This window comes from Acinetobacter sp. Lyrl_1, from assembly GCF_051948795.1.
GTDB lineage: Bacteria > Pseudomonadota > Gammaproteobacteria > Pseudomonadales > Moraxellaceae > Acinetobacter > Acinetobacter towneri.
This window is the reverse complement of record NZ_JAYJLK010000004.1, coordinates 103368-115600: the sequence shown is the minus strand read 5'-3', so window position 1 is coordinate 115600 and position 12233 is coordinate 103368. Positions and strand designations below refer to the sequence as shown.

The window sequence follows — 12233 nt, the reverse complement described above, 5'->3', positions numbered from 1 at the left end:
TATAAAAAATTAAGATAAACATTCGATCTTATTTGCCATAGCCTGATCACGTTTTTCAGCATATAAAACTCACATATTTTAAAACTGAAAAATCTGAGGGCAGCTTCGTGGGCTATATCGTTAAACTCATTCCAGAAAACTTATATTTTGTTCCGCATGATAATGAAATTGGTACCACGGAATTTCGCAGTAAAGCCGTCGCAGAAGGTTTGTTCTACGATTATGCTGAAGCAACAGCAATGGTAAAGCTATACAATAAAGATATGCTGCAAGATGTTGATTATGAAATTGAGTTAATTGAATAATCGTCGACTTCTTATTATTTGAAAGTATCGCCAAGTTATGCAGAAGCTAATCGCAAAGCTGGAGCTTTTAACCGCATAAAATTATGCCGTAACTGAAAATTAAATCAATTGAAATTTTGCTGTGTGAATGTGTTGAAATGTAGTGGGCTATTGCAGCAAAAAATAAGTTTCACTATATTAAAACTACAGTAGGTCATTCAATGTAATAGACGCTACGATGCAGTTGGACGGATCAATGACAGCTCGTTGAGTTTGTAACTCTTGTTCAAACAATAAAATCAGCACTAGCCTTCCAACATAAAAAAACTCGCAGCAATGCGAGTTTTTTCTGTGCTAGAATGAAAAACAAGCAAATTTACTGTGGTTTTGTAAGTTGTAAATAAAATTTTAAAAAATATGTGTTTGAATTTATTAGATAATTTAAATTTAGTTTAAAAAAATACTACATTGTCAAACAATCTAACAACTCACTTTTTTAAAAAATTTATAAGCTATGGTATAAAAAATTTCCGTCAAGAAAAAGGGAACAACAATGACGCAAATCATCGATATTAAAGTTAAAGACCAGTTTAGCCATATTTACGAAGCAAAAGCATTGCTACGTAATATCCCAGAAACTTCATTGGCAGCGGGTTTGGCACTATTTCACAAAATTGAACACATTATTGTGGAAGGTGAAGTGATTTTACCAAGCATCGAACTTTTGTTTGAAAGCCGCGAGTCTGATAGTATTTTCCGTGTGTTGGAGTAAATATTTGTGAGACTACTTTATTTTTAGAAAAGCTCATTTCGATGAGCTTTTTTGTGCGCAGGATTTTTAAAGCACACGTAAATAAAGTGCTCATTAAGTGTAAAACATATCGCTTTAAACCGTCTGATCTTCTACAAGTTGGATATTTACATCGTATTTATCAAACTCTTGAATAATTTTTTGAATGACCGCTTGCCCAATGTCATCATCGGGTTGAAAACTCAACTCTTGATTGGTTTGACTATCAAAACATTCAATTTGCAAGATTTGCCAGAGCTGGGCATCTGTACTTTGTTGAATCACTATGCGTCGCGGTTGTAAATGTGCTGAAATTTGACGCGGCAACACATTGGTAATCGCTAACTGTATTTGGCTTTCCTGATCTTTTGGGCTTAAAAAGGTAATCACCCAATTGCCAACTTTACTGAGTTGCATTGGATTGTCATAAGCATCAAACGCTAAAAAAAATGCATAATTCATCATAACCCTGTGCCTCAACAATTCTAGAAAATACTATATCGCTGATTTTTATCAGTCGGGGCTATGCCGCTAAAGTCTTAGCTTTTATAGGAATAATGGATCTAAGGTTTATATGTGTTTTTAAGGTGTTGAAAAGTAATAAAAATAAATTAATCCATATGTCCCTGAGCATGGTTTTAATTGTTAAAAAGACTTAAAACTAAGTAAAAAAATCTAAGCTTTAAGTCGGATTAAGCTTTTGCAGAGAGTGGTTGATTTGCTGCAAAATCTGATTGAGTGCTTTCGGTGGTAAACGAGTTTCTTGCAAAGAGGTAATCCATTGCATTTGGCAGAGTTTTAAGCTGCGAATATCCTGAGCTTGTAAAATTCGCTGAATCAGTTGTTTTGCCATTAATCCACAATGACGCTGCAAAGTATCCATCATGAGAAATTTTACATCTTCAAAACTCAAAGCGGTAATTTCAGGCTGTATTTCTGCTTGGGGTTCAGGTTGTTCAGCGGGCTGTTCTGTATTGATGGCAGCTGCAACACGTGCTTCTAAATATGCAGGAACTGAATTTACTTGAAGATGTTGGGTGTGGATTGGTTCTGCCAAACTTTCAGCATGCGCTTGCGGGGTGCTGCTTGCAAGTTGGCTATGAATTTCTGTGTGTAAAGTGGTAGATGATGGCTCTTGCTCTTGTTGCAGCAGAATGTTAGCCGTTTGCTCTTGGTGTTGCAAAGTGTCTTGCTCAAGCGCAGCAGGGGCAATCAGGTGCATATCTAATAGCTGTTCAATCAATTCAGGTGGTGCAAGACGTTGCTTGAACTGATCTCCGAGTAAATCAAAATCTTCAGTACCAATCAGTACCAATAAACGACGTTGACGTGCATTTAAATCACGTGTGCGCTGTTGTAATGCATCTAGACCGAGTTGAGTTTTTTGATAATTAAACATGAGCCTTAATTTATTTCCCCAATAAATTAAGGCAAAGCATAGACTTTGAAAATTACAATAATATGAATAATTTATGACAGGTAAATGCAATAAGATTCACTTGAAACATTTATAAAGTCAAAATACTGGTATTTTCGAGCGCTTTGCGTAAGTAAGGATCTAAATCTTCTTGTCTTAATAACCATTGCACATAATCGGCAGGAAGGTCAGCAATTGCCGTACCACGATGTTTACCAAAATTGATAATTTGTGGAATACGTGCTTCTTCTGAGGCAGTGTAGAGTTCTTCAATACTTTGAATTTGTAATTGATGAACTTCGTGCATCAAAATATTGGCCGTTAAAATAATATCCATATCGGCACGATGCGCTTTTTTAATCATGTCACGCGCTTTTTCGCTGCCTTTGGTAATCATATAAATTAAAGCTGAAATATTGTGTGCTTCGGCGTTTGGCCATACGCGACGTGCAAGTGCCAAAGTGCAAATGGCTTTAATTTTAGAAGTATCCACACCACATTTTTCTAAAGCGCGAATATCGTAATCAATATTATGCCCAATGATATAGGTGGTTTCGGCAGGTAATTCAAAACTGCTGTAATGCGGTTGATCAATTAAATCCGATTCTAAAATATGATGCACCGCCATCGCTGCGAATGAAATCGGCTCATCGACTTGATATAACTGATCGAAAATTTGACTTTTATCTAGACTGATTTTGCCATCTTGAATTTGAATGGGGGCGTAGGCAATCTCAATGGGTTGTCCATTTAAAGTATGGGTTTCAGTGTCGAGAATAATTGCCTGCATGTCCTGATTCGCTTGCGTCATTCAATAAAAATGCAATCTAACATTAGCCGCTGCGTATGACAAATTGAATTGAAATTTAATAGGCACTTGTATATGTGATCAATTTACTGATTTTTACCGTAAGTGTTTAATTTTAAATAAAATACACTTGCATATTAATTGTTGAAATCTTGCCTAATACGGTAAAGAAGCGTACAAATAAAGATTGCGAAGGATGCAATCAATAAGAATATGAAGATAAGGGTAAACAAATGAAAAAAATATGGTTAAGTGTGGCTTTGGCTAGTAGCAGTTTGTTTTTAACCGCCTGTAATGATGATCATGACGATACGAGTGTTGTGGTTATTGAAGATGGCATTCCGAAATATAATTTTAGTGCCCCTATCGTAAAAACAGAGCCTTATTTGGATCAGGGTGCAAATGCGAATAATGTTTTAGATACAGTAAGTGCCTCTAAAACATTGATGACTTATAAAATGTTAGGTGTAAATGGACAGGAAACTCAGGCAACTGCACTTGTTTTTACCCCTCAAACAGTTAAACCTGCGGGCGGATGGCCACTTGTAGTATGGGCACATGGCACAACAGGCGTGGCAGATGCGTGTGCACCGAGCCGTCAAGGTTTAAAAGGAAATGAATACTTCATTGCTAAACTATTGGCGGCAGGTTATGCCGTTGTTGCACCAGATTACGAAGGTTTGGGTGAGCCGAGCGGTAAAGAATTACACCCATTCTTAAATTTAAAAAGTGCAGCTTATTCGATTACAGATGCTGTTGTCGCTGCAAGCAAGCTTTTGGGTAATACTGCAGAAACGCGCTGGAGTGTAGTTGGACATTCACAGGGTGGACATGCGGCTTTAGGTGCAGCGCAGTATGCATCGCGTGCGCAGTTAAATTATAAGGGTGCCATAGCTATCGCACCTGCATCAAATTTAGCGTTGGTATTGGCGGGTGGTGAACAAAAAGCAGCTCAGGAGCCAGATGTAATAAAGAAAGTACAGACACTTGTACCATTAGATACGTTTACTGCTCTAATTGCTGCGGGGCTAAGAAATACTGCTCCAACCTTGAAATATTCTGAAATATTTGTGTCACCAACAGATCAACTTGCTGCTCAGGCAGAGTCAATCTGTTATGAGGCATTAGGTGGGAGTATGCTTCAGCCAATGCGAGAGCACGCACAGACTTATGGAAAATTGGATGGTTATCCACGTACTCAACCGAATTTCATGACGACCATCCCTGAAGTTAAAGATTTCTTAACCAATGGTTCACAGCCATTAAAAGTGAAAATCAGTACGCCTATATTTATTTATCAAGGAACGGCTGACCCAACTGTACCGAAACAAGTCACGGATTACTTGGTTCAGTCAGCTCAAGGGATGGGAACTAAAATTCATTACGTCACTGATCAGGATTTACCTGTAGAGCAAAAATGGGATCATGGTTCGGTGTATGTGGATAATATGGATGAGATTATTAAAGATGTACAATCTTTAATGCCTATTCAGTAAGTTGTTGAATTACGATAAAGATTGATTTGACCTGATATAGCTCATGTTTTATCTGAAACATGAGCTATTTTTATGTAAAACTGAGCAAAGTTCATTCTCTCAGTTCACAAACTTTATGCTACAATACGCGCCAATCTTAGCACGGCTTAAAAGCCCTAAATTAATAGGACCTCGCTAATGTTTGCCAATATTTCTATTGCCGAATTTGATCCAGAATTAGCTCAAGCGATCACCAATGAAGATGCGCGCCAAGAAGCTCATATTGAGTTAATTGCTTCTGAAAACTACTGCTCACCTGCAGTAATGGAAGCTCAAGGTTCAAAACTTACCAATAAATATGCAGAAGGCTACCCAGGCAAACGCTACTACGGCGGTTGCGAATACGTAGATATTATTGAACAATTGGCGATTGACCGTGCTAAAGAACTCTTTGGTGCAGATTATGCTAACGTTCAACCACACGCTGGTTCACAAGCAAACTCTGCAGTTTACTTAGCTTTACTTAACCCAGGCGACACTGTGTTAGGTATGAGCTTGGCACATGGTGGTCACTTGACTCATGGTGCAAAAGTAAGCTTCTCAGGTAAAACATATAACGCTATCCAATATGGTTTAAACCCAGAAACTGGCGAAATTGATTACGAAGAAGTTGAGCGTTTAGCGCTTGAACACAAACCACGCATGATTGTTGCGGGTTTCTCTGCGTATAGCCAAATTGTAGATTGGCAGCGTTTCCGCGACATCGCAGACAAAGTTGGTGCTTATTTATTTGTAGATATGGCACACGTAGCAGGTCTAGTGGCTGCTGGTGTATATCCGAACCCTGTGCAAATTGCTGACGTAACGACTACTACTACACACAAAACATTGCGTGGTCCACGTTCTGGTCTAATTCTTGCGAAAGCAAACGAAGAGATCGAGAAAAAATTACAATCTGCTGTGTTCCCTGGTAACCAAGGTGGTCCATTGGTACACGCAGTTGCAGCAAAAGCAATTTGTTTTAAAGAAGCAATGGCGCCTGAATACAAAGCGTATCAACAACAAGTTGTTAAAAATGCGCAAGCGATGGCTGAAGTTCTTATTGAACGTGGTTATGATGTAGTATCTGGTGGTACGAAAAACCACTTGTTCTTGCTTTCTTTAATCAAGCAAGATATTACAGGTAAAGATGCAGATGCATGGTTAGGTGCTGCGCACATTACTGTAAACAAAAACTCTGTACCGAACGATCCACGTTCTCCATTTGTAACTTCTGGTATCCGTATCGGTACTCCAGCGGTAACTACACGTGGTTTTGGTGAAGCAGAAGTACGTGATCTTGCAGGTTGGATTGCAGACATTCTTGACAGCAAAGGTGACGAAGCTGTAATTAATACTGTAAAAGCAAAAGTTGAAGCTGTTTGCGCGAAATTCCCAGTTTACGCAAAATAAGCACAGCCTTGAGAAAAGCCCCTCAAGGGGGCTTTTTTTATGGATGTAAAAAATTGATTTTTCGTTCAATAAGCTGAATTTCTGTTATAACTTAAGCGTATTGAATATGATTGTAGGCAAGCTGATGATGACAGTATTGTCGGAATGACAGGAATAAAAGTAAATGATTAGACCAAAGATTATTATTTCAGAACAAGATTTGCACCGTTTGGAAACGATGCTTGAGCATCAACCTAAATTGACGCCAACGATGCAACATCTAGAAGATGAATTGGCACGTGCTGAAGTGGTTGCGCCACAAGATGTACCGAATAATGTGGTGAGCATGAATGCCCGCGCATTGATTACCATTGCACCTGCAAAAGAACCGACTGAAATTACCTTGGTTTATCCGCATGACTTTAAAGGTGAGAAAGGGCAGGTGAATGTGGTTGCACCTGTCGGGACTGCCATTTTAGGTTTAGCTGAAGGTCAGGAAATTGAATGGCCACAGCCCGATGGTCATATGATGAAAGTCAAAATTGAGAAGATTTTGTATCAGCCAGAGCGTGAAGGCGATTATTTATAATCTGTTTATCATCCTGCGTTAGGAACATTGAAAGCCATGTTGATCATGGCTTTTTTATGCACTGGTGTTTTGAATCAGGCATCTTGTGACTGATGTTATGCGAATCTATAAAAAAGCATTTAAGCAGATCGAAATAAAAAATTGCAAAATATTACATGACCTTAGCCGAAAAACACGTACTATAAAATCATGTAAAGAGGGTTGTGATGGTCTATGGCTCAGTTTGAAGTGTTACTGCCTTTGCAAGAGATTACGGTGGATCGTGCAGAGCTTTTGGCGATTCAACGCAATGATTTAGTTCCGTTGTTGAATGATCAATATCGTCTAAATCATTATGCAGATCAGGTGATTCAAGCGCAGTCAGTTTTATTGGATGGGGTGGATCCACATTTAACTCAGCAATTGAGTGTGACCATTGAGCAGTTGATTCAGGCGCTTGGCAAATCTAAAAAAGTGTTAAAGCAACGTAAGTTTAATGCACTACAAAAGTGGCTAGGCATAGATTTGGAATATGGCGCGGGGCAAGTGCAATATTATAAAAACCTAGATCATTTATTAGGACAAGCAGATCGTTTAAGCCAAAAGCTGCAAATCGAAATTCAGAAATCACAATCACGTTTTCAGCAGTTGGTTGGTTTGCGTGAGCAAATGGCGAAATACATTCAAGCTGCCGATGAGTTTTTAGTGGAATATCCACGATTTGTGCGCAATCAGCATCCTTTGGATAATTTTAGCGAACGACTGGCCAAGAAAATTTATAGTTTAAAGACTTTGCAAAGTAGTAATGATATTGCGATTACTCAAATGCAACTTTCACAGCAACTCTCTTTTAGTTTGTTAGATCGCTTTAAAGAAGCGCAGCAGGTACTCATTCCTGCATGGCAATATCATGTCAAACAAAGTCAGCAAAGTGGCTCACACAGTCAGCTAGAAAAGCTGGATCAAAGTCGTGAGCATTTAATTAAGACATTAAGAAAATCCTTAGAAAAACCTGCGCAATCATAAGGCATGGTTTTGATTAGATAGAGGCGAAATATGACAACTTCTGAACAACGCAACGTCGCTGTGCAAGTGAGTGATGAACAGACTCAGCAACAATTTCAGCAACTCAATTTGCAGGAAATTGGCTTACAGCCTGATGACTTTCAGGAGGTGCTGGCTGCGCGTAAAGAATTAAGCGATCTTAGCCATCATTCGGTTGCAGAATATGGCAAAAATATCGCCACTAAAACGTCAAGTTATACCGATGAGCTTTTAGGTTTGGTGCAAAATAAGGATTTGGATGTCACAGGGCAAAAGCTGAATCAGGTGGTGCAGGTTGCACAGCAGTTAAATACCAACAGTATTTTAAATCCAAACAAAAGCAGTGGCTTTTTGGGTGGTTTATTCAATAAGTTAAAAGGCGCTAAACAAAGTTTTGATCAAAACTTTAACAGCACCAAAGCGCAAATTGATAGTCTGGTCACAGAAATTGAAAGCTCACAAAATGGTTTAAAAAACCGTGTAGATACACTGGATAAAATGTTTCATGGTGTGCAAGATGAATATAAACAATTGGGGATTTATATTGCAGCAGGTAAGTTAAAACAGCAGGAAATTCAGCAGCAAATTTCTGAATTTTCCGCGCAGCCGCAGGATCAGACCACGACTCAAAAAATTTATGATCTCAATCATCTTGCTAATAATTTAGAAAAGCGGGTGAGTGATTTGCAGGTGTTGCAACAATCTGCCATGCAAACTTTGCCGATGATTCGGATTATCCAGTCCAATAATTTAATGTTGGTCGATAAATTTTATGCGATTAAAAACATTACCTTACCTGCGTGGAAAAACCAGATTAGTTTGGCGATTTCTTTAAATGAGCAGAAAAACAGTGTGCAACTGGCCAACAGTATTGATGATGCCACCAATGAATTGCTGCGCCGTAATGCAGATTTATTGCATCAAAACTCGGTTGATACTGCCAAAGCCAATCAGCGTTCGGTGATTGATATTGAAACCCTTGAACACGTACAAAATACCCTCATTAAAACAGTGAACGATGTGATCCAGGTACAAAAAGAAGGCATGCAAAAACGTGCAGAAGCGACTACGCGTTTGCGAGCCTTACAGGAGAATCTGAATCAATTGGTGATTGGTTCAAGTCAACAGTCTGGTCAATAAATGCATTTTGACAATGACTTCATTTAATCTGAAATTTACCTGATAAGGAGTCGGATTTGCCCCCACTCGATGAATATGCCATTCAGCCACAGCAACTAAAAACAGGTGTTGTGGCATTACAGCAGCGTCAAAAAAAGCTCAGTTTTTTGGCTGTGCTGTCTATGACGGTGGTGCTTATATCAGCAATTGGCTTTTTTATTCAGCAAGATGTGATTTATAGCTTCTTTGGTTTAAGTACTGAAGTTCAGCAATTACACATGCCTGCAAGTGTCGATGCGACTTTGGCAAATTTAGGGCAGCAACCTGATTATTTTTTCAGTTTGTTGAACTGGTTGGGTTGGTTGATTTTAAAACTGTCGGTGTCATTTATTGGTGCATTCGTTCTAGTTCATCTACTCAAGAAAATTCGTTTTTTTTATATTCGCTTTCAGTCCTTTGTCTTGAAATTTGTAGCTTGGTTGCTGAGTTTTATTTTACTTTGGTCGGCATTGAGTTATGTTCAGCATGACCGACAAGATGATACGCAGCAGGTATATGCCAAAATTGTGCATTATGAAAAGCACATTCAAGAAAGTGAATTGGCGCGTTATTTACAAAATGCAGAAATGGCAGCGCCTGTTAAAGCCTATTTGTTGGCGCAAACGGCATTGATGCATCATCCCGCAGATAAAGATGCAGCCATTCCGCAAGTGTTGACCTTGGTCAAAGCAGAGCAGCAAGATCCGCAATTTTTACATTATGGATTTAAACCTGAACAATTATGGACCATGCAGCAGCAAGTTTATGGCAAAGCCTTAACGCCTATGGCGCAAAGCGTACATAAGCAAGTGCAGCAAGCACAGCAATTAAATACGCTTGCTTATTATATGAATCTTGCAGTTATGGCGCTTATGTTGATACTGTCTGCGGTACTGTGGTTTTTATCACGCCATTTACAGCAACGTATTCTGCGGATTCAACAACAACTTGAATAAAAAATGATTAGGCTCAATTGCTTAAGGCAGACATTCAGTTTTTATGTTAATGTCTAAATTGAATAGCTTTAGGTATTTTAAATGAAATAGTAAGCTTGAAACTCACTATCATTTAAAAAAACGATCATAAATATAAAAATAAACCGTTTCCCCTATGTAACTATTTTTCGTAAGATGACATCAACAAATAAATTTACTCCCTTGGAGACGTTAGCCATGTTAGACCAAAATACTTCTACACAACTTAAAACTTTATTAGAACGTCTTGAAAGCCCAATCGAGCTTGTCGCGACTTTAGATGGTTCTGATAAATCTGCCAAAATTAAAGAATTGGTTGAAGAAATTGCAGCACTTTCGCCACAAGTTACTGCACGTTTTGACGGTAACAACGCACGTGCACCAAGTTTTGGGATTGCAAAAGTAGGTGAGCAACCGCGCGTATTCTTCGCAGGTTTACCAATGGGGCACGAGTTCACTTCATTAATTTTGGCTTTATTGCAAACTTCTGGTTATGCACCAAAAGTATCGGATGAAGTATTAACGCAAATCAAAGAATTGAATCTTTCATCTCACTTTGATGTGTTTGTATCGTTGAGCTGCCACAACTGTCCAGATGTAGTACAAGCTTTGAACCTCATTGCGATTTACAACCCTGGCACAACAGCAACCATGATTGATGGTGCATTCTTCCAAGAAGAAGTTGAGCAGCGCAAAATTATGGCTGTGCCGATGGTATTCCAAGATGGCAACCACATTGGTCAAGGTCGTATGACTTTGGAAGAAATTGTAGCTAAATTAGATACAGATTCTGCGAGCAAAGATGCAGCGAAACTGAATGCCAAAGAGGCGTTTGATGTCTTGGTAATTGGTGGCGGCCCTGCAGGGAATACATCTGCAATCTATGCAGCACGTAAAGGTATTCGTACAGGTATTGTGGCTGAGCGGATGGGCGGTCAGGTGATGGATACCATGGATATTGAAAACTTCACTTCTATCCAAAAAACACAAGGTCCAAAGTTTGCGGCAGAAATGGAAGCGCATGTGCGTGAATACGATGTCGATATTATGAATCTACAAAAAGTATCTGCCATTAAAGGTGCTGATGAAACTGCCAATGGTTTGGTCGAAGTGACTTTGGAAAATGGCGCAACACTTGAATCGAAAACGGTGATCTTGTCTACAGGTGCACGTTGGAGAGAGATGAATGTACCTGGTGAAGCAGAATACCGTACCCGCGGCGTGGCATACTGCCCACACTGTGATGGCCCGTTGTTTAAAGGCAAACGTGTTGCAGTGATTGGTGGTGGTAACTCAGGTGTAGAAGCAGCGATTGACCTTGCAGGGATTGTAGAGCATGTGACTTTGGTAGAGTTTGATACTAAATTACGTGCAGACCAAGTCTTGCAAAACAAATTGAACAGCTTGCCAAATACTACTGTAATTACCAATGCATTATCGACTGAAGTAATTGGTGATGGCGCACAAGTGACTGCGTTGAAATATAAAGACCGTGCGACAGATGTTGAGCATACTGTTGAACTTGCAGGAATTTTCGTACAAATTGGTTTATTACCAAATACGGACTTCTTAAAAGAGTCAAAAGTAGAGCTGACGAATCGTGGTGAGATTGTGATAAATGAGCGCAATGAAACCAATGTAAAAGGTGTATTTGCGGCAGGTGACTGTACAACTGTACCGTACAAGCAAATCATCATTGCAACAGGTGAAGGCGCGAAAGCATCACTTTCAGCATTTGATTACATCATCCGTTCAGGTCAATAAGTCTGAACGAATACATCTGAATACGCGGATTAACCATCCTTAAATTGTATTCGCTAAAAAGATAGCGCCTGAGTTCCCCAATACTCAGGCGCTATGTTCAGTAAAGTGCGTTATCGCACAGTATTAAAAGTTTATTTATTCTATTTTTGGTTTTAAGAACTGAGTCGGCTAACAACTCAGTTCTTTTTTTATTTTTTACATCCAGTTTGATTTACAGCAGTTAGATTCATTTCAGTCTAATTAGCCTTATTATTTTGTCCAAATAAATTCAACTGATTAAACTTTTCCTGTAGCTGCTCTTTGGTTTCGACATGCTCAGGATGCGGAATAATACATTCAATTGGGCAGACTGAAACGCAGGTTTGATAGTCATAAAACCCAACACATTCTGTGCAACGCGCCACATCAATTTCATACACCTTTTCACCCTCATAAATTGCTTCATTCGGGCATTCGGGTAAGCACATATCGCAATTGATGCATTGGTCGGTAATCAGGAGTGCCATCGCAATACTCGCTT

General features: G+C 39.1%; 13 protein-coding genes. 9 read left to right on the top strand and 4 right to left on the bottom strand.

Annotated features, from left to right (window positions below; translation table 11 throughout):
* Positions 1–107: 107 nt before the first annotated feature.
* Positions 108–305, top strand: a complete 198-nt coding sequence (locus tag VF675_RS03240; RefSeq protein ID WP_004972905.1) for a hypothetical protein — start codon at positions 108–110, stop codon at positions 303–305.
* 532 nt (positions 306–837) lie between these two features.
* Complete coding sequence (locus tag VF675_RS03235; RefSeq protein WP_004972907.1) at positions 838–1056, top strand: hypothetical protein; 219 nt, start codon at positions 838–840, stop codon at positions 1054–1056.
* A 114-nt stretch (positions 1057–1170) separates the two neighbouring features.
* Here VF675_RS03235 and VF675_RS03230 read toward each other — a convergent pair whose 3' ends face one another.
* From VF675_RS03230 to VF675_RS03220, 3 genes are all read right to left on the bottom strand, one after another.
* Positions 1171–1539 (bottom strand): hypothetical protein, encoded by a 369-nt coding sequence (locus VF675_RS03230; protein WP_004972910.1) that lies wholly within the window; start codon positions 1537–1539, stop codon positions 1171–1173.
* A gap of 217 nt (positions 1540–1756) precedes the next feature.
* Positions 1757–2473, bottom strand: a complete 717-nt coding sequence (locus tag VF675_RS03225; RefSeq protein WP_179988940.1) for a hypothetical protein — start codon at positions 2471–2473, stop codon at positions 1757–1759.
* A gap of 109 nt (positions 2474–2582) precedes the next feature.
* Positions 2583–3281, bottom strand: coding sequence for an exonuclease domain-containing protein (locus VF675_RS03220; protein ID WP_026438378.1), 699 nt, complete (start codon positions 3279–3281; stop codon positions 2583–2585).
* A 251-nt stretch (positions 3282–3532) separates the two neighbouring features.
* Between VF675_RS03220 and VF675_RS03215 the strand changes: the two genes are divergently transcribed.
* From VF675_RS03215 to ahpF, 7 genes are all read left to right on the top strand, one after another.
* Positions 3533–4795: an alpha/beta hydrolase gene (locus VF675_RS03215; protein WP_136144553.1), complete on the top strand. Its 1263-nt coding sequence runs from the start codon at positions 3533–3535 to the stop codon at positions 4793–4795.
* A gap of 177 nt (positions 4796–4972) precedes the next feature.
* Positions 4973–6226, top strand: a complete 1254-nt coding sequence (gene glyA / locus VF675_RS03210) for a serine hydroxymethyltransferase (RefSeq protein WP_019836649.1) — start codon at positions 4973–4975, stop codon at positions 6224–6226.
* A gap of 163 nt (positions 6227–6389) precedes the next feature.
* Complete coding sequence (rnk, locus tag VF675_RS03205) at positions 6390–6794, top strand: nucleoside diphosphate kinase regulator (protein WP_004972920.1); 405 nt, start codon at positions 6390–6392, stop codon at positions 6792–6794.
* A gap of 213 nt (positions 6795–7007) precedes the next feature.
* On the top strand, positions 7008–7799 hold the full coding sequence (locus tag VF675_RS03200) for a hypothetical protein (RefSeq protein WP_004972923.1): 792 nt from the start codon (positions 7008–7010) through the stop codon (positions 7797–7799).
* A 30-nt stretch (positions 7800–7829) separates the two neighbouring features.
* Positions 7830–8957 (top strand): toxic anion resistance protein, encoded by a 1128-nt coding sequence (locus VF675_RS03195; RefSeq protein ID WP_104852204.1) that lies wholly within the window; start codon positions 7830–7832, stop codon positions 8955–8957.
* 56 nt (positions 8958–9013) lie between these two features.
* Entirely contained in the window at positions 9014–9931 is a 918-nt protein-coding gene (locus VF675_RS03190) for a hypothetical protein (protein WP_104852203.1), read from the top strand.
* Positions 9932–10147: 216 nt separating this feature from the next.
* Positions 10148–11713, top strand: a complete 1566-nt coding sequence (ahpF, locus tag VF675_RS03185; RefSeq protein ID WP_096901839.1) for an alkyl hydroperoxide reductase subunit F — start codon at positions 10148–10150, stop codon at positions 11711–11713.
* Positions 11714–11949: 236 nt separating this feature from the next.
* On the opposite strand, the gene VF675_RS03180 is transcribed toward ahpF, so the two are convergent.
* Positions 11950–12219 carry a YfhL family 4Fe-4S dicluster ferredoxin gene (locus VF675_RS03180; protein ID WP_004972931.1) on the bottom strand — a complete coding sequence of 90 codons (270 nt, stop codon included), beginning with the start codon at positions 12217–12219 and terminating at the stop codon, positions 11950–11952.
* Positions 12220–12233 lie beyond the last annotated feature (14 nt).

Bases quoted from the DNA above. Each gene is read 5' to 3' on its own strand.
- VF675_RS03225 (WP_179988940.1), bottom strand. From the start codon at position 2,473: ATGTTTAATTATCAAAAAACTCAACTCGGTCTAGATGCATTACAACAG.
- VF675_RS03215 (WP_136144553.1), top strand. From the start codon at position 3,533: ATGAAAAAAATATGGTTAAGTGTGGCTTTGGCTAGTAGCAGTTTGTTT.
- ahpF (WP_096901839.1), top strand. From the start codon at position 10,148: ATGTTAGACCAAAATACTTCTACACAACTTAAAACTTTATTAGAACGT.
- VF675_RS03235 (WP_004972907.1), top strand. From the start codon at position 838: ATGACGCAAATCATCGATATTAAAGTTAAAGACCAGTTTAGCCATATT.
- VF675_RS03180 (WP_004972931.1), bottom strand. From the start codon at position 12,219: ATGGCACTCCTGATTACCGACCAATGCATCAATTGCGATATGTGCTTA.
- rnk (WP_004972920.1), top strand. From the start codon at position 6,390: ATGATTAGACCAAAGATTATTATTTCAGAACAAGATTTGCACCGTTTG.
- glyA (WP_019836649.1), top strand. From the start codon at position 4,973: ATGTTTGCCAATATTTCTATTGCCGAATTTGATCCAGAATTAGCTCAA.
- VF675_RS03220 (WP_026438378.1), bottom strand. From the start codon at position 3,281: ATGCAGGCAATTATTCTCGACACTGAAACCCATACTTTAAATGGACAA.
- VF675_RS03195 (WP_104852204.1), top strand. From the start codon at position 7,830: ATGACAACTTCTGAACAACGCAACGTCGCTGTGCAAGTGAGTGATGAA.
- VF675_RS03200 (WP_004972923.1), top strand. From the start codon at position 7,008: ATGGCTCAGTTTGAAGTGTTACTGCCTTTGCAAGAGATTACGGTGGAT.
- VF675_RS03230 (WP_004972910.1), bottom strand. From the start codon at position 1,539: ATGATGAATTATGCATTTTTTTTAGCGTTTGATGCTTATGACAATCCA.